This is a genomic window from Rhodococcus sp. P4_E4 (assembly GCF_056401575.1).
Genome location: NZ_JBFUJB010000021.1, coordinates 31,572 through 58,087 on the forward strand (window position 1 = coordinate 31,572; position 26,516 = coordinate 58,087).

23 protein-coding genes are annotated in these 26,516 nt (G+C 62.7%); 20 read left to right on the top strand and 3 right to left on the bottom strand.

Features of this window, described 5'->3' with window-relative positions; all coding sequences use genetic code 11:
• The first annotated feature begins 7 nt into the window (after positions 1-7).
• From AC1DVN_RS23040 to AC1DVN_RS23075, 8 genes are read left to right on the top strand one after another with little or no spacing between them, the layout of a single operon-like run.
• Complete coding sequence (locus AC1DVN_RS23040; RefSeq protein WP_021334006.1) at positions 8-1,177, top strand: MCE family protein; 1,170 nt, start codon at positions 8-10, stop codon at positions 1,175-1,177.
• A complete protein-coding gene (locus tag AC1DVN_RS23045) occupies positions 1,174-2,196 on the top strand; it encodes an MCE family protein (RefSeq protein ID WP_477994249.1) in 1,023 nt (340 codons plus the stop codon). The genes AC1DVN_RS23040 and AC1DVN_RS23045 overlap by 4 nt, the downstream gene beginning before the upstream one ends.
• Complete coding sequence (locus AC1DVN_RS23050; RefSeq protein WP_037134411.1) at positions 2,193-3,215, top strand: MCE family protein; 1,023 nt, start codon at positions 2,193-2,195, stop codon at positions 3,213-3,215. Before AC1DVN_RS23045 ends, AC1DVN_RS23050 begins: the two co-directional genes overlap by 4 nt.
• A complete protein-coding gene (locus AC1DVN_RS23055; RefSeq protein ID WP_151530881.1) occupies positions 3,215-4,477 on the top strand; it encodes an MCE family protein in 1,263 nt (420 codons plus the stop codon). The genes AC1DVN_RS23050 and AC1DVN_RS23055 overlap by 1 nt, the downstream gene beginning before the upstream one ends.
• Entirely contained in the window at positions 4,474-5,655 is a 1,182-nt protein-coding gene (locus AC1DVN_RS23060; protein WP_477994250.1) for an MCE family protein, read from the top strand. Before AC1DVN_RS23055 ends, AC1DVN_RS23060 begins: the two co-directional genes overlap by 4 nt.
• Positions 5,652-6,971 (top strand): MCE family protein, encoded by a 1,320-nt coding sequence (locus tag AC1DVN_RS23065; protein ID WP_021334011.1) that lies wholly within the window; start codon positions 5,652-5,654, stop codon positions 6,969-6,971. The genes AC1DVN_RS23060 and AC1DVN_RS23065 overlap by 4 nt, the downstream gene beginning before the upstream one ends.
• Positions 6,938-7,474 (top strand): hypothetical protein, encoded by a 537-nt coding sequence (locus AC1DVN_RS23070; RefSeq protein ID WP_020907934.1) that lies wholly within the window; start codon positions 6,938-6,940, stop codon positions 7,472-7,474. The genes AC1DVN_RS23065 and AC1DVN_RS23070 overlap by 34 nt, the downstream gene beginning before the upstream one ends.
• Positions 7,471-7,938 (top strand): hypothetical protein, encoded by a 468-nt coding sequence (locus AC1DVN_RS23075; RefSeq protein ID WP_113684201.1) that lies wholly within the window; start codon positions 7,471-7,473, stop codon positions 7,936-7,938. Before AC1DVN_RS23070 ends, AC1DVN_RS23075 begins: the two co-directional genes overlap by 4 nt.
• Here AC1DVN_RS23075 and AC1DVN_RS23080 read toward each other — a convergent pair.
• Positions 7,935-8,525, bottom strand: coding sequence for a TetR/AcrR family transcriptional regulator (locus tag AC1DVN_RS23080; protein WP_003943994.1), 591 nt, complete (start codon positions 8,523-8,525; stop codon positions 7,935-7,937). The genes AC1DVN_RS23075 and AC1DVN_RS23080 overlap by 4 nt on opposite strands.
• 267 nt (positions 8,526-8,792) lie before the next feature.
• On the opposite strand from AC1DVN_RS23080, the gene AC1DVN_RS23085 reads away from it, so the two are divergent.
• Positions 8,793-10,331 (top strand): FAD-binding protein, encoded by a 1,539-nt coding sequence (locus tag AC1DVN_RS23085; RefSeq protein WP_046378642.1) that lies wholly within the window; start codon positions 8,793-8,795, stop codon positions 10,329-10,331.
• Between the two features lie 29 nt (positions 10,332-10,360).
• Here the strand turns inward: AC1DVN_RS23085 and AC1DVN_RS23090 are convergent, their stop codons facing one another.
• Entirely contained in the window at positions 10,361-10,870 is a 510-nt protein-coding gene (locus tag AC1DVN_RS23090; protein WP_029538195.1) for a MarR family winged helix-turn-helix transcriptional regulator, read from the bottom strand.
• A 175-nt stretch (positions 10,871-11,045) separates the two neighbouring features.
• Between AC1DVN_RS23090 and AC1DVN_RS23095 the strand changes: the two genes are divergently transcribed.
• Positions 11,046-11,828 carry a dioxygenase family protein gene (locus AC1DVN_RS23095; protein WP_019748662.1) on the top strand — a complete coding sequence of 261 codons (783 nt, stop codon included), beginning with the start codon at positions 11,046-11,048 and terminating at the stop codon, positions 11,826-11,828.
• Between the two features lie 39 nt (positions 11,829-11,867).
• On the opposite strand, the gene AC1DVN_RS23100 is transcribed toward AC1DVN_RS23095, so the two are convergent.
• Complete coding sequence (locus AC1DVN_RS23100; protein WP_020907928.1) at positions 11,868-12,326, bottom strand: peroxiredoxin; 459 nt, start codon at positions 12,324-12,326, stop codon at positions 11,868-11,870.
• A 57-nt stretch (positions 12,327-12,383) separates the two neighbouring features.
• Between AC1DVN_RS23100 and AC1DVN_RS23105 the strand changes: the two genes are divergently transcribed.
• The 10 genes from AC1DVN_RS23105 to AC1DVN_RS23150 all read left to right on the top strand — a co-directional run bounded on the left by AC1DVN_RS23105 (position 12,384) and on the right by AC1DVN_RS23150 (position 26,439).
• Positions 12,384-13,970: an anthranilate synthase component I gene (locus AC1DVN_RS23105; protein WP_019748660.1), complete on the top strand. Its 1,587-nt coding sequence runs from the start codon at positions 12,384-12,386 to the stop codon at positions 13,968-13,970.
• Entirely contained in the window at positions 13,967-14,674 is a 708-nt protein-coding gene (locus AC1DVN_RS23110; RefSeq protein ID WP_283385434.1) for a TIGR02234 family membrane protein, read from the top strand. The genes AC1DVN_RS23105 and AC1DVN_RS23110 overlap by 4 nt, the downstream gene beginning before the upstream one ends.
• A 125-nt stretch (positions 14,675-14,799) precedes the next feature.
• Positions 14,800-15,609, top strand: coding sequence for an indole-3-glycerol phosphate synthase TrpC (gene trpC / locus AC1DVN_RS23115; protein ID WP_477994251.1), 810 nt, complete (start codon positions 14,800-14,802; stop codon positions 15,607-15,609).
• A gap of 74 nt (positions 15,610-15,683) precedes the next feature.
• Entirely contained in the window at positions 15,684-17,033 is a 1,350-nt protein-coding gene (trpB, locus tag AC1DVN_RS23120; protein ID WP_019748657.1) for a tryptophan synthase subunit beta, read from the top strand.
• The gene (gene trpA / locus AC1DVN_RS23125; protein WP_003944010.1) at positions 17,030-17,833 is read left to right on the top strand and encodes a tryptophan synthase subunit alpha; all 804 of its coding nucleotides are present in this window, start codon (positions 17,030-17,032) and stop codon (positions 17,831-17,833) included. The genes trpB and trpA overlap by 4 nt, the downstream gene beginning before the upstream one ends.
• Positions 17,830-18,903 carry a prolipoprotein diacylglyceryl transferase gene (lgt, locus tag AC1DVN_RS23130; protein ID WP_019748656.1) on the top strand — a complete coding sequence of 358 codons (1,074 nt, stop codon included), beginning with the start codon at positions 17,830-17,832 and terminating at the stop codon, positions 18,901-18,903. Before trpA ends, lgt begins: the two co-directional genes overlap by 4 nt.
• Positions 18,900-19,325 (top strand): TM2 domain-containing protein, encoded by a 426-nt coding sequence (locus AC1DVN_RS23135; protein ID WP_029255475.1) that lies wholly within the window; start codon positions 18,900-18,902, stop codon positions 19,323-19,325. The genes lgt and AC1DVN_RS23135 overlap by 4 nt, the downstream gene beginning before the upstream one ends.
• A 129-nt stretch (positions 19,326-19,454) precedes the next feature.
• Positions 19,455-20,333, top strand: a complete 879-nt coding sequence (locus AC1DVN_RS23140; protein WP_030245814.1) for a TM2 domain-containing protein — start codon at positions 19,455-19,457, stop codon at positions 20,331-20,333.
• 132 nt (positions 20,334-20,465) lie between these two features.
• Complete coding sequence (gltB, locus tag AC1DVN_RS23145) at positions 20,466-24,944, top strand: glutamate synthase large subunit (protein WP_477994252.1); 4,479 nt, start codon at positions 20,466-20,468, stop codon at positions 24,942-24,944.
• A complete protein-coding gene (locus tag AC1DVN_RS23150) occupies positions 24,937-26,439 on the top strand; it encodes a glutamate synthase subunit beta (RefSeq protein ID WP_020969747.1) in 1,503 nt (500 codons plus the stop codon). The genes gltB and AC1DVN_RS23150 overlap by 8 nt, the downstream gene beginning before the upstream one ends.
• Positions 26,440-26,516: the final 77 nt, after the last annotated feature.

The window sequence follows — 26,516 nt, forward strand, 5'->3', positions numbered from 1 at the left end:
GGACTGCGTGCACAGATACGGCTACAAGTTGGCTGCTCTGGGCTTGGCTGCGGCGATCGTCGGGGTCATCGCTTTGTCGGTCGCGTCTTTCAACCAGGTGTTTGTCGCTCGCGTCCCGATCACGGTGATCGCGGAGCGCGCGGGGCTCGTGATGGATCCGGGCGCGCGGGTGAAGATGGCCGGGGTGACCGTGGGCTCGGTGGAGTCCATCACGCCGACTGACGACGCCACCGCACAACTGTCGTTGTCGATCGATCCCGAAGCGCTCGAATCGATTCCGTCAAACGTGGATGTGGCGATCACGTCGAACACGGCCTTCGGCGCGAAGTTCGTCAGCCTGTCCTCGCCGGAGCAGCCGAGCAGCGCGCGACTTGCCGCCGGGGCGACGATCGACGCATCCCGGGTGACTGTCGAGCTGAACACGGTGTTCGAGAAACTCACCACCGTGCTCCGGACGGTGGACCCGGGCAAGCTCGATTCGACATTGGGTGCCCTCTCGACTGCTCTGCAAGGACGCGGCGAACGGCTCGGGGTCGCACTCGAACAAGCAGATTCCTCGTTGCTCGAATTCAACACTGCACGTGAGGCTCTCGATCATGTGTTGACGGATTTACCAGCCGTCACACAGACCTACCGCGACGCTGTTCTCGACTTGATGGACACCCTCGACTCGCTCACGACGACGGGAACCACTGTTCTCGACGAGCAGCAGAATCTTGATCTCCTCTTGCTCAACGTGATCGGGGTCGCCCGCACCGGAGAAGATGTACTGGGAGCCAACGCCGACGGTATCGACACCGTTCTGTCGTTACTGCGGCCGACCACCGCACTGCTCGATGAATACTCCCCGGTGATTCCCTGCATGTTCCACGGACTGCAGGAGAGCAAGAAGATCGGCGACGGCGCCTACAACGGACAACCAGGAATCAAGATGTCGATCGGTCTGATCGCCGGAACCGAACCGTACCGATATCCCGACGACCTTCCGAAGGTCGCGGCAACAGGTGGCCCGCAGTGTATGGGTCTTCCACTGCGCGACCCGAACGTCAATGCTCCGTACCTGGTGACCGATACCGGGGTGAATCCGTTTGCGCCCGAGCGTCAGCCGAATGGTGGGCAACCGATGAACACGGTCCCGGATCTGATGAGCTACCTGTTCGGGACGGAGATCCGATGAAAGTTCGTGGGTACACCGTCAAGTTCGGAATTTTTGTTCTGGTGATGATCCTCGTCAACGCCGGGCTGATCCTCGTGTTCGGCCAGATGCGAGGTGGCGACGCGAGGTCGTACTCGGCGGAGTTCGTCAACGCCTCCGGGCTCAGAGCCGGCGACAAGGTGCGCATCGCGGGTGTGCCGGTCGGTTCTGTCGGCTCCGTCGAATTCGGAGGGAATTACCGTGCCCACGTGAGTTTCAGTGTGGATACGGGTGACACCGTGACTGTATCGACCAGAGCCGCTGTTCGATATCAGGATCTGGTGGGTAATCGATACCTCGAACTGATCGACGATCCGGGGATCGCGGAACCGCAGCCACAGGGCGAGAGCATTCCCGTCGATCGCACCGCGCCGGCACTCGACCTCGATGCGCTACTCGGTGGTTTCAAGCCGCTGTTTCAAGCCCTGGACCCGGAGCAGGTCAACGCGTTGTCGATGTCCTTGCTCGAGGTGTTTCAGGGCCAGTCCGGAACTGTGGCATCGGTGCTGGCGCACACCGGATCGATCACGAACACTCTCGCGGACCGCGACCAACTGATCGGTCGAGTGATCGGCAACCTCGACGGTGTGCTCAGTGAATTGCGCAGCCGCGGTGGTCAGTTCAGTGACACTCTCGATCACCTACAACAGCTGGTCAGCGGGCTCGCGGCGGACAGGGAGATGATCGGGACTGCCGTCGAGAGCGTGAATACCGCATCAGGCACCTTCGCCGATCTCCTCGCCGGAGTTCGCCCGGACATCGCGGGAAACCTGTCGAAGCTGGACGCAAGCCTGAATCCGCTGATCGAGCAACAGAGTGAGCTCGATCGGATTCTCGCGTCCATGCCCTCGAACTACAAGCAGCTGATCCGAGTCGGCTCGTACGGGTCGTTCTTCAACTTCTATCTGTGCGGAATTGCACTGAAGGTCGACGGTGCCGACGGTACGCCGCTCACTGTCGACCTGGTGGATCAGACGACCGGAAGGTGCGCACCACGATGAGAGAGATGGCACAGAGCCAGGCCGTACGCGTGGGGGTCGTGGGATTGGTCGTCACGGCCGCCGTCGTATTGGCATCGCTCCAGTATCAGAATCTGCAGTTCCTGAAATCGGGCGTCGGGTACAGCGCGGTGTTCGCCGACGCCAGCGGTCTCGCGCCGGGAGACGAAGTCAACGCCGCCGGAGTGAAGATCGGAACGGTGGACCGGATCGAGGTCGAGCACGGACTCGCGCGCGTGGATTTCACACTGGAAGGCTCGATCGGATTGGGAGAAAGCACGTCGGCAGCCGTCACCACGATGTCGTTGCTCGGCAAGCGAGCGGTATCGCTCGATCTGGACGGTACGGGAAGGATCGCGGTCGGCGGCGAGATCCCGGTCGAGCGAACAAGATCGGCGTACTCGCTGCCCGACGTGCTCGGTGACCTCACCACGACGGTCGAGGACATCGATCTCGACCAGCTCTCCGAATCACTCGACGCAGTGGGGCAGGTGATGTCCGACAGTGCGCCGAACCTGAGGCCGGCGCTGGACGGTGTCGCACGGATCTCCGACAGCGTCAATAGACGCGACGACATGTTGCGCACCTTGCTGTCCGATGCAAACGACGTCGCCGGGACGCTGGCCGAGCGTGGACCACAGGTCAACGCGCTACTCGTCGACGGCAACGCCTTGTTGGGAGAACTGGATCGGCGACAGGCGGCGCTGGGGGAAGTGATCACGAACATCTCGGCGTTGTCGACCCAGCTGAGCGGGCTCGTCCACGACAACGAGGCGCAATTGCAACCGGTCCTCGGCAAACTCGACACGGTTGTCGGCATTCTGCAGAACAACAAGGACAACCTTTCTCAGGGAATCGACGGTCTCGGTACGTACGTGGGCACGCTCGGCGACACCGTGGCCAGCGGTCCCTTCTATTACGCCTACGTCCAGAACCTGGTACCGGCGCAATACACCCAACCGTTGATCAACGCGATGTTCGGGCTACCACCTGCGCCGCTACCGATTCCGGAGGTTCGATGATGGGTGCCTTACGAGTTCGCAAACCGGTGAACTGGCGTCGAATCGCCGTCGTCGGTGGAAGCGTCGTCGGCGCGGCGATCGTCGTCGCGTCGGGATACCTTGCGGTGCAACATCTGCGCTACTACAACGTGACCGCCTACTTCACCTCGACGACTGGTCTGTATGTCGGTGACGACGTTCGTGTCGTGGGGGTCGACGTCGGCCGCGTCACCGAGATCGCCCCACAGGGAGATCGAATGCGCGTCGAACTGAAATTGGCGCGCGAGGTTCCCGTCGCCGAGGACGCGAAAGCGGTGATCGTTGCCCAGTCGCTGGTCTCGGCCCGCTTCGTGCAGTTGACGCCGGCGGTGACGGACGGCGCCGACGCACTGAATGACGGTGCGGAGATCGGGCTCGACCGAACGGCGGTCCCGGTCGAGTGGGACCAGATCAAGGAACAGCTGGGCCGGGCTGCCGATGCTTTGGGTCCCGACGGGGACGATCGTGGTCCCGCCGCCAACTTCCTCGACGGTGCCGGATCCGCACTGGCCGGCAACGGGGAAGCGCTGGGGCGCTCGGTGACCGAACTCTCGGAGGCTATGAGCACACTCGACGAAGGCGGAGCCGATCTGTTCGGCACCATCCGCGGCCTGCAGACCTTCACGACCGCACTCGCCGCAAGCGACGAACAGATCGTTCAGTTCCAAGGACGGCTGGCAAATGTCTCGAGTGTGCTCGCCGAGAGCCGGACGCAATTGGCTCCGGCTCTCGCCGATCTGGACGCCGCCGTCGTCGACGTACAGCGGTTTGTCGAACAGAACCGAACCGGCTTGACGGAGCAGATCGCGAAGTTGGCCGACGTGTCCCAGGTATTGGTCGACAAGCGCGCAGGTCTCGAGAAGGTACTGCATCTGGCTCCGACAGCGTTGTCGAACTACTACAACGTCTATCGGCCGGCCCAAGGAGCGATGGTGGGTGTGCCCGCATTCCAGAACGTCGGCAACCCGATCGACTTGATCTGCGGCGGAATCGCCGGCCTGGCCAACGACACCTCGAAGAAGGGCGCGGATTTGTGCATCGAATACCTCGGCCCGTTGCTCAACACGATCAAAGCGAACTACCCGGACCTGAGCATCAATCCGACCCGGGCGCTCGGCGCTCTTCCGGACCAACTGGTGTACAGCGAGCCTGATCTGGAACCGACTGGCGCCTTGAGTTTTCCGACGGTACCGGTGGCGTCTGATCTGACCGGCTTGCTCATGCCGTCGACAGGATCACGATGACTAGCCGCCAGTGGGGAACAGTGTGTGTGGCGGCGAGCGCTGTGCTCGTTCTGACGGGTTGTCAATGGAGCGGGCTGAATTCGGTGTCGCTGCCGGGCGCGGCCGGCCGCGGTGAGGGAAGTTTCTCGGTCGTGATCGAGATGCCGGACGTCACGTCGATCAGTCCCAACTCCCCGGTCATGGTCAACGACGTGACAGTCGGAAGTATCAGTGCGATCGAGACCGACAACTGGCACGCACGGGTGACGGTTGCGCTCGACGGCTCGGTGTCGCTGCCCGCCAACGCGACTGCCAAGATCGGCCAAACCAGTCTGCTCGGATCCAAACACGTCGCGCTCGCGCCGCCCACCGAGGTGGCGCCGGAAGGGCGGTTGTCGGAGGGATCCGTGATTCCCCTTGCATCGGCCAGTGTCTATCCCACCACCGAGGAAGCGTTGACGGCACTGTCCTTGGTGCTCAACGGCGGTGGGCTGGCCCAGATTCACAGCATCACCACGGAACTGAACACTGCTCTCGGCGGACGGACCGATGCGGCGCGCGACCTGCTGAGCCAGATGGACACCGTGACCGAGACACTCGACCGTCAACGCGAGGCGATAGTCACGACCATGGAGAATCTCGACGTGTTCGCCGGCGAGATCACGGCTCAGCGAGACGTTCTCGGTGAGGCGTTGGAGACCCTTGATCCGGCCTTGGCGGAACTGAGCGCCCAACGCGTCGACCTGACCACCGCCCTCGATGCGGTCGGCAGGTTCGGGGACGTCGGGACCGATCTGGTCGACCGGACCCGCGACGATTTGAAAGCCAATTTGAGCGCCTTGGAATCGACGCTGCAGAAGGTGGTCGAAACAGGACCGGACCTGATCAACAATTTGGGCAATCTGAGTACCTTCCCCTTCCCCCAGACGACCATCGACGACGGAATGCGCGGTGATTACACCAATTTGTGGGCGCTGATCGACCTCACGAGTAATCGCCTTCAGTCAGGTCTGGGCTTCGGTACTCCGTTCGGGGCGCCGCAAACTCCGGTGGAGAACGGAGTACTGGTCGATCCTTTGACCGCGCCTCTGAGTACCGGGCGGGCCGCCCCAAGTGACACCGGGCGGGCCGCCCCAAGTGGTACAGGGCGGACCGACCCAAGTAGCACAGGGCGGACCGCCCAGGACGGTGGACGATGATTCTCACGAAGTTGGTGCGAAGGCAATTGACGATCTTCGCGATCCTGGCGGTGATAGGCATGAGCGCAGCGGCTATCTCGTACCTGAGAGTTCCGACCATGCTCGGCATCGGGCGCTATTCGGTGACAGTCGAACTGCCCGACGCCGGCGGCCTGTATCGGAACGCGAACGTGACCTATCGCGGCGACACCATCGGTCAGGTCAGGTCGGTGCGTCTCTCGCCGGGAGTGGTACGCGCCGAATTATCTTTGGAGAGTGCGGTTCCCGTTCCCTCCAGCGGACTCACAGTAGCGGTGCGAAGCGTGTCGGCAATCGGTGAGCAATACGTCGACATGCAACCGAGCACCGCGGACGGACCCTTTCTGGCCGACGGAGACGTGATCGGCCCCGACGCTGTCACGATCCCGACCGAGATCGGACCGGTCCTCGATCAGGCGCAGGCGATGCTCGCATCCGTACCGCAGGACAAGTTGCGATCGGTGATCGACGAGTCCGCGGCAGCTTTCGGAGGCAGGGGAGAGGATCTGGCTCGTCTGCTGGATTCGACCACTTCGTTCGTCGATCAGATGTCCGCTGCCACAACGCCGGCTACGACGCTCGTACAGCAGTTGGATCCGCTCCTGCAGACACAGGTGGTGACGGGCGATCAGATTCGCCAGTGGGCGTCCAGTGTCGCTCAGCTCAGTGGACAGTTGGAGGTCGCCGACGGGTCCGTGCGCAATATCCTCGAGACCGGACCGGGCTTCGCGACTGAAGCCGACCTGCTGTTTCAAGGCCTCAAACCCACTTTGCCTGTGCTGCTTGCCAATTTCACCAGCACCGCTCAGGTGGCTTTGACGTACAACGCCGGGTTGGAACAGGTGCTCGTCATCTTGCCGCCACTGGTCGCGGCACAGGAAACCGTCGTACAACGCGGGCAGGTGGACGGCGCCGCGAACGTCAACTTCCACCTCCAAGCGCAGGACCCTGCGGCGTGCTCGACCGGTTACCTTCCTGCCGATCAGCGACGGGACCCGACCCAGACGAGTGTGCCGGACACCCCGGCTGATCTGTACTGCAAAGTGCCACAGAACTCGGTCTTCGCCGTTCGTGGATCTCGGAACATTCCCTGCATGGAGGTACCGGGCAAACGAGCACCGAGCCCGGAGATCTGCCGGAGCCCCGAAGCGTACGTGCCGTCGGGGACGAATGCGCCCGGCGAGTTGTACACCGGGCCTGACGGAGTCGACTATCAACACACGGAGTTGGCTCCGGCTGACTCCGGTCCGGGGGAGGGTGAGCCGTGGCAACAGTTGCTGACGCCGACGAATCGCTGAGAGGTGAGGTGCTGGATCCGGTCCGAGGGAAGCGCGGTGTACTCACTGCCCTGGTCTGGATTGCACTCGCGGCTCTGAGCGTCGTTGTCGTCTTCGGTTGTCTGGCAGTTCGATCGGACCGCGTGCGAGAGTCCCAGCGTCAAGGGTTCGTCGACGGTGCTGTCGCAGGAACCCTTGCTCTGATCGACGTTCACTCTGCCACGCTCGACGAGGATCTCGCGGAGCTGAAGTCGCTGACTACGGGAACTTTTGCAGACGAACTGAAGTCCGGTGAATCTGCGTTCGTCGCATCGATCCGTGATTTCGCCGTCGATTCCGACGGTCATGTCGACACCGCAGCCCTGGCATCGGAATCCGGAACCTCGGGGGTGGTACTGATCGCGGCATCGGCTCAGGTCGGCAATTCGGCGGGAGAGTCTTCGGCGCGAACCTACCGTCTTCGCGTCGGTGTCGAAGAGGTCGACGGTCGGGTACTGATGTCGAGTGTGGAGTTCGTCCCGTGAAGCGCGTGGTCTTGGCGTTTGCAGCGCTGATCTTGGTGGGAGTCGGCGGGACTCTGCTCTGGAGTCACCACCGTTCGGCAGCCACTGAAACCGCACGTGTCGAGGTGATCGGTGTGGCGCCGATGCTCGTCGAGAATCTCTTGAGCTACAACAGCGACACGGTGGACGAGGATCTTGCACATGCTGCCGAGGGTGCAAGTGGAACATTTCAGGACCGCTTCGCCGAATTCGGATCGAAAACCGTTGCACCCCAGTCGAAGGAGCAAGGAATCAGCACGAAGGCGCGAGTAGTCGACGTGGGAGTGCTCTCCGCTGCTGCAGACCGAGCGGAATTGCTCCTGTTCGTCGATCAGATCACGACGAGTATCGCGCGGCCGGCACCAGCGTCGACGTCGAGCCGAGTCGAGGTGACACTCGATCGAGTCGACGGCACATGGTTGGTGAGTGCCATGACCCCCGTCTAGTGAAGGTTGTCGCGGCCCGCCATGATCAGCCTGGCAGTGACTTCGAGCCGGTCTGCGATCTGCGAATAGGACTCGTAACCCATGCCGGCTCGGACAAGCGCTCCGGACCAGGAGATTTCGAGTGCTTCGAGTACGTCGGGATCGTATGACGGCCCCAGCGCCTCGATGAGCCGCTCGCGGATGTTCTTGCCGATACGTCCCCGAAGGTGTTCGACGTCGGGATCATTGCCCATCATCGCCGTGGTCACGGCCGCGGCCAGCTCCGGTTCGTCGGAAACGAGGAGTGCGACGCTTCGAAGGACCGAGCAGACCTGCGCTTCTCGTTCCGCCTCGGGGGAGGGCTCGTGCGGTACTGCGTCGAGTCGGCGCCAGAACAGTTCTGCCACAAGGTGACTCTTGGACGAAAAATAGGTGTACGCCGTGGCTGCGGCGACACCGGCTTCCGCTGCCACCATTCGTACAGTCAGATCGGCAAACCCTTTGTCGCGCAGGACCGTGATCGCTGCCGCGGTCAATCGATCGACGGTTTCGGCTTGCTGCTGTGTGAGCCGTCGACGAGTGGACTCGAACTTGGTCTTACCAGACATGTGTCCAGACACTACGGGATCAGACCCGTGCGAGCAAAGTGTGCGCTATCACCGCTCGTTCTCGCTCCCCGCTCGGTGTCATGTCTCGCTCCCCGCTCGGTGTCATGTCTCGCTCCCGCTCGGCGTCATGTCTCGCCCCCGCTCGGCGTCATGTCTCGCTCCCGCTCGGTGGGACAGAATTTCGATCCCCCGCGATCGCTAAGTCCATGTGTTAGAACGATTTCTAGAACACGTTCGGAAATGTGCCCAGGATCGGAGAGGCTGATTATGACGAAGTGGGACGAGACATGCGACGTACTCGCTGTGGGATCGGGCGGCGGACTCGCCGGCGCGTACACGGCAGCACGCGAAGGCCTCGACGTCATAGTGATCGAAGCGACCGACAAGTACGGCGGAACAACGGCGTACTCGGGCGGCGGCGGAATGTGGTTCCCGTGCAACGCCGTTCTTCGCCGGGGCGGGGACGACGACACCATCGAAGACGCGCTGGAGTACTACCGTTCGGTGGTGGGTGATCGGACACCTGCCGACGTCCAGGAGGCATACGTTCGAGGCGGCGCCGGGCTGATCGACTATCTCGAAGAGGACTCGAATTTCGAGTTCCAGATACTGCCGTGGCCCGACTACTTCGGGGAAAAACCCAAGGCTCGCGCGAGCGGTCGACACATCGTTCCCAAACCGATGAACGCTAAGAAGCTTGGTGTGCTTCGTGATTCACTTCGATCGCCGCTCGCGACGGAGCGGTTGGGAGAAGAGTTGCCGGCGTACCTCGTCGGCGGGCAGTCGTTGATCGGTCGATTCTTGCTGGCACTTTCGACATTCGCCAACGCCGCCATGCACCTGAACACCACTCTCGAAGAATTGGTCGTCGAGGACGGATCGGTCGTCGGCGCGGTCGTCGAACAAGGTGGTCGACGTCGAACCATCCGAGCCCGCAGAGGAGTGATTCTGGCCGCGGGCGGATTCGAACAGAACGAGACCCTGCGAGCCGAATTCGGTGTTCCCGGCTCGGCGCTCGACACGATGGGTTGTCCCGGCAATCTCGGCAAGGCGCATCAGGCGGCTATCGCCGTGGGCGCCGATACCGACCTCATGGGGGAGGCCTGGTGGTCGCCGGGGCTCACCCATCCGGATGGCCGCTCCGCGTTTGCGCTGTGGTTCACCGGCGGAATCTTCGTGGACGACAACGGTCGTCGATTCGTCAACGAGTCTGCGCCGTACGACCGCTTGGGTCGCTCCGTCATAGAACACATGCGGGCACGAAAAGTAACCACACCGTATTGGATGATCTACGACAACAGGGAAGGTGCAGTGCCGCCGGTGAAGGCGCCCAACGTGCCCATGGCGCAGACGGAGCAGTATGTGGATGCGGGGTTGTGGAAGAGTGCCCAGACGCTCGAAGACCTCGCCGCCCAGATCGATGTTCCCGCAGCGGAACTGGTGCAGACCGTGAAGCGATTCAACGAGTCTGCGGCGACCGGCGTCGACACGGACTTCGGCCGAGGAGACACTGCGTACGACCGTGCCTTTTCGGAGGGGGCTTCACCGCTAGTACCGATCGACCAAGGACCGTTTCACGCTGCCGCTTTCGGTATCTCCGACCTCGGGACCAAAGGTGGTCTACGTACCGACGCAACCGGGCGGGTGCTCAAAGCCGACGGTACGGCGATTGCCGGGTTGTACGCGGCGGGGAACACGATGGCAGCGGCCAGCGGGACAACGTATCCCGGAGGTGGAAACCCGATCGGAGCGAGCATGCTGTTCAGTCACCTGGCTGCACTCGACCTCACGAAGCCGCCGTCGTAAGGATCGGCCCGCTCGTGTCGGGAAAGGGGTCAGGCCTTGCCGAGTCCGGCGGCGATTCCCTTGTCCAGTTGGCTGAGCATTGCAGTCCCCAAGGACGAAAGCTGGGCGACCTGGCGATCATCGAGGCCCTCGAAGAGGAGACCTTGAACAGAGGCGACGTGTGGCGGCGCGGCCGCGACGACCTTTGTCATTCCTTCGTCGGTGAGTACTGCGTTGGAGCCGCGGCTGCCGCGAATGACTTCCCGTTTCACCCAGCCGGCTTTCTCCATCTTCGTGATGACGTGCGAGAGGCGGGACAGGGAAGCGTTCGCGCGCTGGGCCAGTACCGACAACTGGAGCTTGTGGTCGGGGGCGTCCGAGAGTGCGGCGAGCACGAAGTATTCGAAGTGGGTGAGTGCCGAATCGCGTTGCAGTTGAGTGTCGAGTGCGGCAGGCAACCGTGTCACGAGAGCGATCAGTGTCAGCCAGGCTTCCTGCTGCTCGGCTGTGAGCCACTTCGTCTGAGACTGCGCGTCGGGCTGCGCGGTCGGTTCACTCATCGGTGACTTCTCCTTCGGGTCGAGCATTCTTCGTGCACGGAGCGTGCTGGTGTACAGCGTCTCAGACGCATGTCCAGAAGAATATTGCGGGGAATAGTTGCGGGACGCAAGTGTTGAGTCCTATATTAGGTTGAACCTTCAACTTAACGACGAATGTCTATCCCGAGGAGCCCATATGTCCACCACAACCATGCCTGCGCTGTATCTCAGCCACGGTGCTCCGCCGCTGGTGGACAGCGCGTTGTGGGTCGACCAATTGGGGGCGTGGGCCGGCGATCTTCCGCGGCCGACGGCAATCCTCGTCGTCTCGGCGCACTGGGAATCAGCACCGCTGACGATCGGTTCGACGACCACGGGCACCCCGCTCATCTACGACTTCGGTGGTTTTCCCGAGAGGTTCTACCGCGCGAAGTACAACTCTCCCGGCGCTCCGGAACTCGCAGCTCAGGTCGCCGCGTTGATGCCGGACAACGAACGAGTGGTTCAGCAGCCGAATCGAGGACTCGATCACGGTGCCTACGTGCCGCTCACGGTGATGTACCCGGACGCAGACATCCCGGTACTGCAAATTTCGCTGCCAACCCTCGATCCCGAGCGTTTGCTCCATCTCGGAGAACGCCTACGGCCACTCCGTGAGCAAGGTGTGCTGATCGTGGGATCCGGATTCACCACGCACGGGCTGCCGTTCCTGCGCGATCCGTCACCGGAGGCGCAGGCCCCGGGATGGTCGGCGGAATTCGACGCGTGGGCAGGGGAGAGGTTCGCTGCCGGAGACGTCGATTCGTTGATCGACTTCCGCGCCCAAGCTCCCGGGATGCCGTACGCGCATCCGACCATCGAGCACTTCGCCCCGTTGTTCGTCACGCTCGGTGCGTCGTCCGATCCGGAGCAGGTGCCCACCCAGGTGATCGACGGATTCTGGATGGGACTTGCGAAGCGCTCGATTCAGGTCGCCTAGAGAATCAGGTTGCTCAGAGAATCATTTCGCCCAGGTGAGTCAGCTTCGATTGCGAAGGAACTCGAGTGCCTGGTCGCCGTGCGTGTTGGCGCGAAGTTCACTCGAGATGACTTTGAGAACGGTGCGGTCGGTGTCGATCACGAAGGTCGAGCGTTTGACCGGAGCCAGCTTGCCCAGGAGTCCGCGCTTGACGCCGAACTGTTCGGCTACCTTGCCGTCGGTGTCGGCGAGCAGGGGGTAGTCGAAGGATTGTGCGGTGGCAAAGGTGGACTGAGCTTCGACCGTATCGGTGCTGATACCTGCCCGCGAAGCGCCCACCGCGGCGAATTCGCTGCCCAGGTCACGGAAGTGGCACGCCTCGGCGGTGCACACCGGCGTCGAGGCTGCCGGGTAGAAGAAGAGGACCAAGGGGCCGTTCGCGAGCAGGCTCGTCAGCGAGCGCGGAGTTCCGTCCTGGTCGGGCAGCGAGAAATCGGGGGCGAGTTGGCCTGGTTTCATTCGGCCGAGGTTACCCGCGCACGACGACCGTGTGGGGGAGCCTGGGATGATGGAGGCATGCACGGCGAGCCCACCTCCATGTCCGCACGGTCGTCCGACACCGCGATCGTCGGTGACGCGTCCGATTCCACCACCACTCGGGAGCAGTTCCGTGCCCTCGCAGCTGAGCACCGGGTCGTTCCGGTCACTCGGAAAGTGTTGGCGGACTCCGAAACTCCGCTCTCGGCGTACGAGAAGTTGGCCGGCAATCGTCCAGGCACCTTCTTGCTCGAGTCGGCCGAGAACGGTCGTTCGTGGTCGCGGTGGTCGTTCATCGGCGTCGGGAGTCCGGCTGCACTGACCGTCGTGGACGGAGAGGCGGCTTGGTACGGCAATGTTCCGGCCGGTGCTCCGGCCGGCGGTGACCCGATCGATGCACTCGGTGCCACCCTCGAACTACTTCGTTCGGAGCGACTTCCCGACCTACCCCCGCTGACCGGCGGAATGGTCGGGTTCCTCGGTTACGACGCGGTGCGGCGCCTCGAGAGATTGGGTGACTCCGCGGTCGACGACCTGCAGATACCCGAGATGGTCATGCTGCTTGCTGCCGACATCGCCGCTGTCGATCACCACGAAGGGGCGATCACCCTCATCGCCAATGCGGTCAACTGGGACGGCACCGACGAGCGTGTCGACACGGCGTACGACGACGCGGTCGCCAGGTTGGACGCGATGACTCGCGCTCTCGCGGCGCCGGCGAAATCGACGGTGTCGACATTCTCGAAAGCGACTCCGAACTACCGTCGTCAACGCACCACCGAGAGCTTCGGTGTCGACGTCAAAAAGTTGATCGGCGACATCGAAGCGGGCGAGGCATTCCAGGTAGTTCTCTCGCAGCGATTCGAGATCGATTGCACTGCAGCACCGATCGACGTGTACCGGATGCTGCGCGCGTCGAACCCCAGCCCGTACATGTATCTGCTCAACGTGCCGAACGGTGACGGAGAGACGGCGTTTTCGATCGTCGGTTCGAGCCCTGAGGCACTGGTCACCGTCGCCGAGGGCGTCGCGACGACACACCCGATCGCTGGAACCAGATGGCGCGGTGCCACAGAGGAGGACGACATCCTGCTCGAGAAGGACCTCCTCGCCGACGAGAAGGAAAACTCCGAGCACCTCATGCTCGTCGATCTGGGGCGAAACGATCTGGGTCGTGTCTGTCGCCCGGGCACGGTGAAGGTGCACGACTACCGGCACATCGAGCGGTACAGCCACGTGATGCATCTCGTATCGACCGTCACCGGTCATCTGGCCGAGGGAAAGCACGCTCTCGACGCGGTCACCGCATGCTTCCCCGCTGGAACCCTGTCAGGGGCACCCAAGGTGCGTGCGATGCAGCTGATCGAAGAACTCGAGCCCACCAGGCGGGGTATCTACGGCGGCATCGTCGGCTACCTCGACTTCGCCGGCGACGCCGACACCGCGATCGCGATCCGAACGGCATTGATCAAGGACGGGATCGGATATGTCCAGGCGGGCGCCGGCGTCGTCGCCGACTCGGATCCGGTCTACGAGGACACCGAGGCCCGCAACAAGGCGATGGCAGTGCTGAGCGCCATCGCGTCGGCGCACACCCTGCGCACCATCGGAGGTGACGATCAGTGAGTGAGAACGAGTCGATTGCAGCGGAGCAGCCTACAAGGGCTTCTCGTGGCACCGCTGTGCCGAGGACGCTTTTGCTTGCACTGTCGGCAGCAGCTCTGTGGGGCAGCTCACGAATGACGTGGGTTCATCTGACCTCGAGCGACGGCAAGACGCTGGAGCGGACGACGGACCTCGACGGCAGCACCTGGGCGGCGGCGATGACTCCGCTCGCGCTCGCGCTTCTGGCGGCGATCGCGGCGTCGTTCGCGGTGCGAGGTTGGGCGCTTCGTGTGGTCGGACTGTTGGTGGCACTCGTCGCCGTCGCGGTAGCGGTTCCGGCGGTGCAGTTGTTGGTGTCCGGAGCCTCTGCGGACCGAGCGGTGGAGTTGGCCGAGTTGTCCGGTCACCCGGAAGATCTCTCGACGACTGTTTCGGTACTGCCTGCCTTGCTTGCGTTGCTCGGAGCGGTGGCGGCGCTCGGCGCAGCAGTACTTCTGATGCGCAAACCTCCAGTGCGAGGCGGGTTGTCGTCGAAGTACGACAACCCTGCCGCCCGCCGCGAAGCTGCAGCCAAGCTCGGTCAGGGAGACACACCCGCGTCGGACGAGCCTGTGACACAACGGATGTTGTGGGACGCGCTCGATGCCGGAGAGGACCCGACAGTGGCTGACGGGGACGACGGAGTTGGGGGAGGCAACGGTGCGAAACCGGGGTCGTCGCACTGAGTAAGACTGAACCCTCACCTGCGTGGGTACCCCGGCGGAGTAGCAAAATTTCGTCCCACTAGGCTGAGACCACCCTGATGACGTATCTCACATCGGGCTCTTGCCCAGAAAGGATTCGGGCCACGATGACCGTACTCGACTCGATTCTCGACGGGGTGCGCGCTGATGTCGCCGCCCGCGAAGCCGTACTCGACTTCGCTGCAGTTAAGGCTGCTGCGGCCGCTGCACCGCCTGCACTCGATGCTGCAGCAGCACTTCTGGAATCGAGCATCGGCGTCATCGCCGAGATCAAGCGAGCGAGCCCGTCAAAGGGTGCGCTGGCCGACATTGCCGATCCCGCAGAGCTTGCCGCGGCTTACCAAGCCGGTGGCGCACGCATCATCAGTGTTCTCACCGAAGAGCGCCGTTTTCACGGCTCGTTGGCCGACCTCGACGCAGTCCGTAAAGCGGTCACCATTCCGGTGCTGCGCAAGGACTTCATCGTGGGGCCGTACCAGATTCACGAGGCTCGTGCTCACGGCGCCGACGTCATCTTGCTGATCGTCGCGGCACTCGAACAGCAGGCGCTCGCCTCGCTGATCGATCGCACCGAATCTCTGGGAATGACTGCCCTCGTCGAGGTGCACACCGAGGAAGAAGCCAACCGCGCGCTCGAAGCCGGCGCCAAGGTGATCGGTGTCAACGCGCGCAACCTCAAGACCCTCGAGGTGGACAAGAACACCTTCGGTCGCATTGCTCCCGGTCTGCCGACCGAGACGATCAAGATCGCCGAATCGGGTGTTCGCGGAACTGCCGATCTGTTGGCGTACGCCGGTGCGGGCGCCGACGCAGTGCTCGTCGGTGAAGGCCTCGTGACCAGCGGCGACCCTCGTAAGGCCGTCGCAGATCTGGTCAATGCCGGTGCACACCCGTCCTGCCCCAAACCGTCTCGATAAAGCGGTTCACCCGCCCGGCGTGCTTTGATGCACCCGGGCGGTGACCAGCGACACCGTTGGGGCAGACTGGTGGGGTGACTTCACGTACTCAGGAACCAGGCTCCGGTGCAGTATTCAAGGGCGGCAATCTGCCGCCGGCCAGCGCGGGACTCACCGAGCGCTCTCACGACCCGGATGCCGGAGGGCATTTCGGCGTCTATGGCGGACGGCATGTGCCGGAAGCCCTCATGGCGGTTATCGAGGAAGTCACTGCGGAGTACGAAAAGGCTCGCGCGGACGACACGTTCTTGAACGAACTCGATCGCTTGCAGCGCGATTACACCGGGCGTCCGTCGCCGATTTTCGAGGCAACGCGAATGAGCGAGTTCGCCGGTGGTGCGCGCATCATTCTCAAGCGTGAAGATCTGAACCACACCGGTTCTCACAAGATCAACAATGTTCTCGGTCAGGTTCTGCTGGCGAAGCGTATGGGCAAGACCCGCATCATCGCCGAGACCGGAGCGGGCCAGCACGGTGTGGCATCGGCCACCGCCTGTGCACTGCTCGGTCTCGAGTGCGTCATCTACATGGGTGCTGTCGACACCGAACGTCAAGCACTGAACGTCGCACGCATGCGCCTGCTCGGCGCGGAGGTCGTCTCGGTCGAGACCGGTTCGCGCACGCTCAAGGACGCGATCAACGAAGCCTTGCGCGACTGGGTTTCCCACGCGGACAACACCTATTACTGCTTCGGTACCGCGGCAGGTCCGCACCCGTTCCCCACCATCGTTCGCGACTTCCAGCGAGTGGTCGGCCTCGAAACACGCGTCCAGGTTCAGGCACTGACCGGCCGCCTGCCCGATGCAGTCACAGCCTGCGTCGGAGGCGGCTCCAACGCAATCGGAATCTTCCACCCGTTCATCGACGATTTGTCGGTACGGCTGGTTGGCTACGAAGCAGCCGGCGACGGTGTCGAAACCGGAAGGCATGCAGCAACGTTCGCCGGCGGTACACCTGGCGCATTCCAGGGTGCCTACTCCTACCTGCTCCAGGACGAAGACGGTCAGACCATCGAATCGCACTCGATCTCTGCTGGTCTGGACTACCCGGGCGTCGGACCCGAGCACGCTTACCTGAGCGATATCGGGCGTGCCACCTACGAACCCGTCACCGACAGCGAAGCGATGGATGCTCTACTGCTGCTCTCGCGCCGCGAAGGCATCATCCCGGCCATCGAATCCGCCCACGCCGTTGCCGGCGCGCTCCGACTGGGCAAGGAACTCGGCGAGGGCGCGATCATCGTCGTCAATCTCTCCGGTCGCGGTGACAAGGACATGGACACCGCCGCAAGCTGGTTCGGTCTCTTCGACGGCGCCTCGAGTCAGGCAACCGCTCCGGCTGATGCAGCAGACCAGAACGACAACACGGAAGGCTCGGACAAGTGAGCGAACGACCATCACGCCTCGCACCCACCTTTGCAGCGTGCAAGGCTGACAAGCGTGCCGCCCTCGTCGGTTACCTGCCTGCCGGTTATCCGACCGTTCCCGAATCGATCGACGTGTTCAAGGCGATGGTCGACGGTGGCTGCGACATCATCGAAGTCGGTGTCGCGTATTCCGATCCGGTCATGGACGGTCCGACCATCCAGCGTGCAGCCGAAACCGCACTCACCAACGGCGTTCGCCTTCGCGACATCTTCACCGTGATCGAGCAGATCAGTTCGGTCGGCGGCAAGGCCGTCGTGATGACCTACTGGAACCCGGTACTGCAGTACGGCGTCGACAAGTTCGCACGAGACCTCGCTTCCGCCGGCGGGCTCGGACTCATCACCCCCAACCTCATTCCGGAAGAAGCAGGCGCCTGGATGGAAGCATCCGAGGAGCACCACCTCGACCGGATCTTCCTTGTCGCCCCGTCCTCGACGGAAGAACGGCTCGCGATGACACTCGACGCGAGTAGTGGATTCATCTACGCGGCCTCGACAATGGGTGTCACCGGCGCTCGCGACGCCGTGTCGTCGATGGCTCCGGAACTGACCGCACGAATCCGCGCGCATTCCGACATTCCCGTCGGCGTCGGATTGGGTGTTCGGTCCGGCGCACAAGCTGCCGAAATCGCGGCGTACGCCGATGCCGTCATCGTCGGCTCGGCTCTGGTCTCCGCGGTCGAGAACGGCTTGGGAGCGGTTCGCTCGCTCACCGAAGAACTCGCCGAGGGCGTCCGCTCGGCTACCGTGGCGTCGTGACCTCAACTGTGGACCTACTGGCCTATATCCCCAGCCCGCCCCAAGGCGTCTGGTACGTCGGACCGGTAGCGCTGCGCGCCTACGCGCTCTTCATCATCCTCGGCATCATCGTCGCGATCGTGTGGGGAGATCGTCGTTGGGTCGCCCGCGGCGGCGAGAAGGGGACCGTTCTCGACATCGCGATCTGGGCTGTTCCGTTCGGTCTGATCGGTGGCAGGCTCTATCACGTATTGACCGACTGGCCCGCCTATTTCGGCGAGAACGGTCAGCCTCTCGATGCACTCAAGGTGTGGCAGGGAGGCCTCGGAATCTGGGGAGCTGTGTTCCTCGGCGGCATCGGTGCGTGGATCGGCTGCCGTCGACGCGGCATTCCGGTTTCCGCGCTCGGTGATGCGATTGCGCCCGGAATCCTGCTCGCGCAGGCCATCGGTCGTATCGGCAACTACTTCAACCAGGAGTTGTACGGTCGCGAGACCACCGTCCCATGGGGCCTCGAGATCTTCGAGCGTGTGAACTCCTCCGGCCAGCTCGATCAACTGGCAGGTGTCTCCAACGGAGAAGTCATTCGGGTCGTTCACCCGACGTTCCTCTACGAAGCTGTGTGGAACGTCCTGATCGTGATCCTGCTGGTCCTCGTCGACCGCCGATTCAAGATCGGTCACGGACGCCTGTTTGCTCTGTACGTCGCGGGTTATTGCCTGGGCCGGTTTGTCGTCGAACTGATGCGCGACGATTTCGCATACGAGATCGCCGGCATTCGAGTCAACACATTCACTTCGGGGATCGTGTTCTTCGCCGCACTGGCCTACTTCTTCCTGGCGAAGAAGGGTCGTGAGGATCCGGCTGATTTGAAGTCGAAGGACTACGTCGCTGCGGTAGCTGCCGGCGAAGCAGGAGTCGCGGCGCCAGTTACCGAAACTGATTCGGCGAAGGCCGACGCGAAAGGCGCCGACGCTGAAGATTCTGAATCCGATGCTGCTGAATCCGCTTCCAGTGAGGCAAGCGCCTCCACGGCAGCGTCGGATGAGTCGTCGGACGCGGTGAAGCTGTCGAAGAAAGACAAGCCGTGACAGGTCCCTATTCGCAAGGGGGATTCCCCGAGGATCAGGGACCGGTCTACGGCGCGCCCAATCCGTACGGATATCAGCAGCCACTGCCCGCTCCATCGATGTACGGGTTCGGAGATCCCTATGCGCCGTACGGTCGGCACCCGGTAACGGGGGAACCGTATTCCGACAAGTCGAAAGCCACAGCTGGACTGTTGCAGATCTTGCTGGGCTTCTTCGGAATCTGTGGAGTCGGTCGTCTTTACATCGGGAGCGTCGGCATCGGACTGTGCCAACTGCTCGGCATGTTCTTCGCGCTGTTCATGTCCGCGTTCCTCATCGGAATTCCATTTGCCATCGGAATTTGGATCTGGGCGTTCGTCGACGGCATCGTGATACTTTCGGGCAATGCGCGGGACGGTGTTCGCCGGCCGTTACGAGGATGAACCGCGAGGATGAACCGCGAAGACAGATGTGTGGGGGACCGGCCACGCGAAGGCCGAACCCTTCTCGTGGCCCGATAACAAAAGCTATTACGTACCGTCGTCGAATCGAAGGAAAGTACGTTGCCTAACTTGAACAAGAATCCGGAACCGTCCGAGTCGGGGGACTCGTCAGGATCGCAGCCGCCGGTTCCACCCCAGTTCGGGTCGCCGTTCGACTACGACGCGACGGCGGATGCGTCGTTGACGGAAACCTCGGCGCCAACGGAAAAGACTCCGTCGACGGAGACCACCGGCACCGGTCCAGGCTGGGACACGTATTCGGGAGTCGGGAACGGCCCGGGCTGGGGAAACCACCCCATCTACCCGCCGCCGACCGGAACCGAATCGACTACAGCGTTCCCCACTGCCGATTCTGATTCCACCCCGAATCAGCCCACGGCGCCGTACACGTCGCAGGAAAGCTACGCCGCCCAGAACTATCCGGCGACCGACTATCCGGCGCCGGACTACTCGAGGCCGACCCAAACCCCGACGGACGGTCCCGTCTACGGCGCGCCGGCAGATCAGACTCCGAATCCCTACGCGGCTCCGCCGCAGGGCTACCCCGCCGCTCCACCGCAGGGAAGCCAGAATTACGGTCAGCAGCAGGGCTACCCCCAGCCTGGATACTCGCAGCCCGGTTACGGTCAGGCGCAGGGATACCCGCAAGGTCAGGGTTATCCTCAGCCTGGCTTCGGCCTTGTCGACCCGTCCGCACCGTACGGACGTGACCCGATGACCGGCGAACCGTATTCGGACAAGTCGAAGACGACCGCCGGATTGCTGGGCATTCTGCTCGGCGGTTTCGGAGCAGGACGTTTTTACCTCAACCAGCCCGGCATGGCTGTCGCACAGATCGCGGTCACTTGGTTGACGTGTGGAATCGGCGGCATCTGGCCGCTCATCGACGGAATCATGATGTTGACCGGCAGTGTGCGCGATCAGTACAACCGACCTTTGCGTAGCTGATCGAAAACGATGTTCGGAACTGTGGCCCCCTGACGCTCGTCGTCAGGGGGCCACAGTTTTACTCTCGCGACCTGCGGTTATGTACTGATAAACTAGCGAACGTCGGCTGCATGACCGTGTGGAGGTCGCCGAGTGCCGTTTTCTCGAATACCTGATCCTCGAGGCCTGTACGACCCCGATCAGGAAACCGATTCATGTGGTGTAGCCGTGGTAGCAGACACCTCTGGACGTCACCTGCATTCCATTGTCGACGAGGCGCTCGCGGTCCTGGCCAATCTCACCCATCGTGGCGCAGTCGGGCGCGAGTGCAACAGTGGTGACGGCGCGGGCATCCTTCTTCAGCTGCCGACGGAATTCTTCGACGCGGTGACCGCGTTCGAGCTTCCACCACCCAACGCGATGGGTGAGAACACCTACGCAGCCGGAAACTGCTTTCTCCCGGTGGATCAGGAAGCACGTCGGCGCGCGGTAGTTCGGATACACCGGTACGCAGCGGCAGAAGGACTGCGGATTATCGGGTGGCGGGAGGTCCCAGTCGACCGTGACTGCGTCGGAACCGTTGCCGCGCAGTGCGCTCCGTACATCAGTCAATGTTTTGTGACGTGCGCCGAGCCAAGAGATCGCAGTGTGGGCGGAATTGCCTTGGACCGACGAGTGTTCGCGCTCAGGAGACAAGTCGAGCGAATTCATTCGGCCGATGATGCGGTGTATTTCCCCTCGTTGTCCGCCCGAACCATCGTGTACAAGGGCATGCTCACGCCGACGCAGTTACCCGGTTACTTCACCGACCTATGCGACGCCCGAATGCGAACTGCCTTGGCGGTCGTGCACAGTCGGTACTCCACGAACACTTTTCCGTCGTGGTCACTTGCTCAGCCGTATCGCTGCATCGCTCACAACGGCGAGATCAATACGATTGTGGGAAACAGGAATTGGATGCGCGCTCGCGAGCCGATGTTGCGGAGCGCACTTTTAGGTGGGGACATCGATCGCATGTTTCCGATCTGTACCCCGGGTGGATCCGACTCTTCGTCGTTCGACGAAGTGCTCGAGTTTCTGACGCTCGGGGGCCGCAGTGTGCAGCACGCCATCGCGATGATGATTCCCGGTGCTTGGGAGAACGATTCTTCGATGCCAGACGAGATGAGGGCCTTCTACCAATTTCACGCTTGCCTGATGGAACCATGGGACGGTCCGGCGTCCGTGACGTTCAGCGACGGCACTGTTGTCGGGGCGGTGTTGGATCGTAACGGTCTTCGCCCCGGGCGATGGTGGCGGATGAGGAACGGCCGTATCGTGTTGGCGAGTGAGAGCGGTGTGTTCGACGCTCCGACGTCCGAGGTGTTGGAGAAGGGGCGCCTCGAACCGGGTCGAATGTTCCTCGTCGACACCGCTCGCCGTGGCATCGTTTCCGATGCGGAGATCAAATCCGAACTCGCGAGCACAGCCCCCTACCGGGAATGGGTCGAGGGGGGATTGGTCGATCTCGAGGAAATCCCCGAGTCGGCGCCTGCCCGAGGCGATCCGGCTCCGCTGTTGCACAGGCAGCTGCTCTTCGGATACCAGGCAGAGGACTTGCAGGAAGTTCTCCTTCCAATGGCTCGCACAGGATCGGAGCCGTTGGGATCGATGGGAGTCGACACACCTCTCGCCGTTCTCTCGGATCGGCCGAAGCTGTTGTACGACTACTTCGTCCAGCTCTTTGCTCAGGTGACGAACCCGCCTTTGGACGCGATTCGCGAGGAAGTCGTCACTACGCTTGGTGTCACCCTCGGCGCTGAGCAGAACTTGTTCGAAGCGTCGGCGCTGTCGTGCCGAAGGATTGTTCTCGATAAACCGGTGATCGGACCGGGGAAGATGGCGAAGGTCGCCGAACTATGCGGCGCAAGAACTCCGAGAAGCGCTGTCCTACGGGGAGGTTTCGATCCGAGAGGCAGTCTCGGCGAAGGCGTCGAGAGGCTTCGTGAGTCCGCCCGAACGGCCGCCGCAGCCGGAATCGAGATTCTGGTGATCTCCGACCGTGGATCGGGCCCTGAGCAGGCTCCCATTCCGTCATTGCTCGCAGTATCTGCCGTGCACCACGATCTGGTTCGGCATGGCCTGCGAACCAAGGTTTCCCTCGTCGTCGAGTCGGGTGACGCGCGCGAAGTTCATCACATCGCGCTGCTGATCGGCTACGGTGCGGCGGCTGTCCACCCCTATCTTGCTCTTGAATCGGTAGAAGCACTCAGCGAGCAAGACGAGCTTCCCGGGATAGATTCGAAAATGGCATCGGACAACTATCTGAGAGCGGCAAATTCCGGTGTGCTCAAAGTGATGTCGAAGATGGGAATCGCTACGGTTCACTCCTACACGGGCGCACAGGTATTCGAGGCAGTGGGCTTGGGCCGAGAATTGGTCGACGAATACTTCTGCAACACACGGAGCCGGATCGGCGGGATCGGTATCACCGAAGTCGCGCGAGAGGTTCTGATGCGTCACGCGGCCACGTATCGTACGGTGCAGCATCGTCAGTTGAGCAGCAGTGGAGAGTTCCGGTATCGCCGCGGTGGTGAATTGCATGTGTTCACACCCGAGTCCGTGTTCTTCCTTCAGCATGCGACCCGGACGGGGCGAAGTGAGACGTTTCGTCGCTACAGCGATGAAGTCGATCGACTGAGCGCGCAGGGCGGAACACTTCGGGGATTGTTTCGATTTCGGCGTGAGGTTCGTCAGCTGATTCCCCTCGATCAGGTCGAACCCGTCGAGATGATTCTCGCTCGATTCAACACCGGTGCGATGAGCTACGGTTCCCTCTCTGCCGAGGCGCACGAGACGATGGCGGTTGCGATGAATGCTCTCGGCGGACGTTCGAACACCGGTGAGGGCGGAGAGTCACCGGAGCGATTGCGTGACAACAAGCGTCGAAGCGCAGTCAAGCAGGTCGCGAGTGGTCGCTTCGGGGTGACCAGCGATTACCTGGTCAATGCCACCGACATTCAGATCAAGATGGCCCAGGGCGCCAAGCCCGGTGAAGGAGGGCAGCTTCCGGGGTCCAAGGTGTACCCGTGGATCGCGGAAACCCGGTACTCGACACCTGGAGTCGGCCTCATTTCTCCGCCCCCGCACCACGACATCTATTCGATCGAGGATCTCGCCCAATTGATCTACGACCTCAGATGCGCAAACGATCGTGCGCGGATACACGTGAAGTTGGTCAGCGCAGTCGGAGTCGGGACTGTTGCGGCAGGTGTGGCCAAAGCGCACGCCGACGTGGTGCTGATCTCCGGTCACGACGGCGGGACGGGGGCGGCGGCACTCTCGTCCATCCACCACGCTGGTACGCCCTGGGAGATCGGGCTGGCCGAAACTCAGCAGACCTTGGTGCTCAACGGGTTACGCGATCGGATCGTCGTCCAGTGTGATGGGGGTTTGCGCACGGCGCGGGACGTCGTCGTCGCCGCGTTGCTGGGGGCGCAGGAGTACGGGTTTTCCACGGCGCCACTGATCGCGGCCGGCTGCGTCATGATGCGGGTATGTCACCTCGACACCTGCCCCGTCGGAGTAGCGACGCAGAATCCCAAACTGCGAGAGCGATTCACCGGCCGGCCGGAGTACGTCGAGAACTTCTTTCGCTTCATCGCCGACGACGTACGACGTTTGTTGGCAGAACTGGGGTTTCGAAGTATCGACGACGCTCTGGGCCACGCAGACGTATTGGAAATGTCTCCGGCGGTGGCGCATTGGAAGAGTCGCACGTTGGACCTCTCACCACTCTTCGACGTTCCGGCCGCGCCGACCGGCGCGGCCTACCCGCCGTGTGTACCTGTCTCGAGCGAACTCGAACGCACCCTGATCGAGTGCGCGGCGAACTCACTCGAGGACGCTCGACCCGTGCATATCGAACTGCCAGTACACAATACGGATCGGGCGGTGGGAACGAGGCTGGGCGCAGAGGTGACCAGACGTTACGGCGCCGTCGGGCTACCTCAAGGCACCATCGACGTCGTGCTCAGTGGAACGGCAGGCCAGTCACTCGGTGCGTTCCTGCCGCCCGGCATCTCGCTGGTCGTTGTCGGCGATGCAAACGACTACGTGGGGAAGGGGCTCTCCGGTGGACGAATCGCGCTTCGGCCGAGTGAGGACGCGCCCTTCGTAGCGGAGGATCAGGTGATTGCCGGCAATACGCTGCTGTACGGAGCTACGAGCGGTGCGCTCTATGCCAGGGGGCGTGTCGGGGAACGATTCGCGGTGCGCAACTCGGGCGCGGTCGCTGTGGTGGAAGGCGTCGGAGACCATGCGTGCGAGTACATGACCGGGGGTCGCGTCGTCATCATCGGCCCAACTGGTAGGAACCTTGCTGCGGGAATGTCGGGCGGAATTGCCTTCGTACTCGACGTGAAGGCAGAGAAGGTCAACGGCGACATGGTCGTTCTGGAGCGGCCTTCGGCGGAAGACTGCAGTCAGCTGGTCGAAATTCTCGGCGAGCATTTGGCCGCGACCGGCTCGCCGGTGGCGGCAAAACTTCTCGACGACTGGGTTGGCCAGAGTCCGAGATTCACCAAAGTTTTGCCTGTCGACTACCGGAAGGTCGTGGAAGAGAACGAACTGGTGGAGCCGGCTCATGCCTGACGCACGCGGGTTCCTCAACGTGAAACGATCCGGCTCACCGACCAGATCGACCGATGTGCGTGTCGGCGACTGGGCGTCGGTATACGAGTCGCTGGATCCCGTCGTGCGAAATCGAGACGTATCTGCACAGGCCTCGCGTTGCATGGACTGCGCTGTGCCGTACTGCCATTCGGCCGACGTGGGGTGTCCGCTCGGCAATCTCATTCCGGAATGGAACGACCTGGTTCGGCGTGGACGGTGGTCCGAAGCCTCGGAGAATCTGCATTCCACCAACAATTTCCCCGAGTTCACCGGACATCTGTGCCCCGCACCGTGCGAAACGGCGTGCGTTCTCGCACTCGACGACGAGCACACGTCGGGGGGTGTCACCATCAAGCGCATCGAACAGGCAATCGTCGACAACGCCTGGGAGTCGGGTTGGTTGGGGCCGCAGGCACCGGTAGTTCACAGTGGAAACCGTGTTGCAGTTGTCGGTTCGGGACCGGCGGGACTGGCTGCGGCTCAACAACTGACACGAGCCGGACACAGTGTCACGGTGTTCGAGCGGAGCGATCGGATCGGGGGACTGCTTCGCTACGGAATTCCGGAATTCAAGTTGCCCAAGGCCCTCATCAACCGGCGGCTGGACCAACTGACCGCCGAGGGGACCAGATTCGTCACCGACTGCGCCGTCGGAGTGAACGTGAGCGCGCACGACCTCTCGACGGAATTCGAGGCGGTAGTCCTGGCGGTCGGGGCTGACCGTGCCAGAGACACAGACGTACCGGGTCGTAGTCTTCGCGGAATCCATCGTGCGATGACGTACCTGCGTGCGGCCAACCACGAATGCGAGGGTGACGGAGCGTCGAGCATCTCGGCGCGAGGTAAGAACGTCGTGATCATCGGTGGCGGCGACACGGCCGCCGACTGCCTCGGCACGGTGCATCGCCAAGGCGCCCTCTCGGTGACGGAATTGGATTACCACGTCCCACCTCCGGCACGCCGCGATCGAGATCGCGACCCATGGCCGTTGTGGCCGCGGGTCCTACGCAGCTCGCCGGCAGACGAGGAGGGCAGTGACAAACGATTCCGATGGGCGGCGCAGGAATTTCTCGACGACGGTGGGGGTGCGGTCCGCGCAATCCGGATGGTTCCGGTAGCCGTGTCGCGGGGGACGAATGGACAACGGACCCTGGTGGAGACCGGCGACACGACGGATCTGGTGTGCGAGATGGTCCTGCTCGCTCTGGGTTTCGACGGCGTCGAAACCGCCCCACTGCTCACCGACCTTGATGTCGGCACCGATCCACTCGGCAGAATCGAGTGTGATGTCGGGTGGCAGACCCGGACACCCGGCGTATTCGTCTGCGGCGACGCGCATCGCGGCGCGTCGCTGGTCGTGTGGGCGATTGCCGAGGGACGGTCGGCCGCACGTGCCGTCGACATGTTTCTCACAGGCGAGTCGGCGCTTCCGGCTCCGGTTCATCCAAAGGCATTTCCGCTGTTCGTGAGCTGACCAACTGAATCGAGTAAGTACAGAAAGTGCAGGTCGCAAATGCCGGATAGAAGTGCGGTGGGGTAGCGACTAGGCTC

Bases quoted from the DNA above. Each gene is read 5' to 3' on its own strand.
- AC1DVN_RS23150 (WP_020969747.1), top strand. From the start codon at position 24,937: ATGCCTGACGCACGCGGGTTCCTCAACGTGAAACGATCCGGCTCACCG.
- AC1DVN_RS23100 (WP_020907928.1), bottom strand. From the start codon at position 12,326: ATGAAACCAGGCCAACTCGCCCCCGATTTCTCGCTGCCCGACCAGGAC.
- AC1DVN_RS23090 (WP_029538195.1), bottom strand. From the start codon at position 10,870: ATGAGTGAACCGACCGCGCAGCCCGACGCGCAGTCTCAGACGAAGTGG.
- AC1DVN_RS23080 (WP_003943994.1), bottom strand. From the start codon at position 8,525: ATGTCTGGTAAGACCAAGTTCGAGTCCACTCGTCGACGGCTCACACAG.
- AC1DVN_RS23105 (WP_019748660.1), top strand. From the start codon at position 12,384: ATGCACGGCGAGCCCACCTCCATGTCCGCACGGTCGTCCGACACCGCG.
- AC1DVN_RS23050 (WP_037134411.1), top strand. From the start codon at position 2,193: ATGAGAGAGATGGCACAGAGCCAGGCCGTACGCGTGGGGGTCGTGGGA.
- AC1DVN_RS23095 (WP_019748662.1), top strand. From the start codon at position 11,046: ATGTCCACCACAACCATGCCTGCGCTGTATCTCAGCCACGGTGCTCCG.
- AC1DVN_RS23085 (WP_046378642.1), top strand. From the start codon at position 8,793: ATGACGAAGTGGGACGAGACATGCGACGTACTCGCTGTGGGATCGGGC.
- AC1DVN_RS23055 (WP_151530881.1), top strand. From the start codon at position 3,215: ATGGGTGCCTTACGAGTTCGCAAACCGGTGAACTGGCGTCGAATCGCC.
- AC1DVN_RS23060 (WP_477994250.1), top strand. From the start codon at position 4,474: ATGACTAGCCGCCAGTGGGGAACAGTGTGTGTGGCGGCGAGCGCTGTG.
- AC1DVN_RS23045 (WP_477994249.1), top strand. From the start codon at position 1,174: ATGAAAGTTCGTGGGTACACCGTCAAGTTCGGAATTTTTGTTCTGGTG.
- trpC (WP_477994251.1), top strand. From the start codon at position 14,800: ATGACCGTACTCGACTCGATTCTCGACGGGGTGCGCGCTGATGTCGCC.
- AC1DVN_RS23065 (WP_021334011.1), top strand. From the start codon at position 5,652: ATGATTCTCACGAAGTTGGTGCGAAGGCAATTGACGATCTTCGCGATC.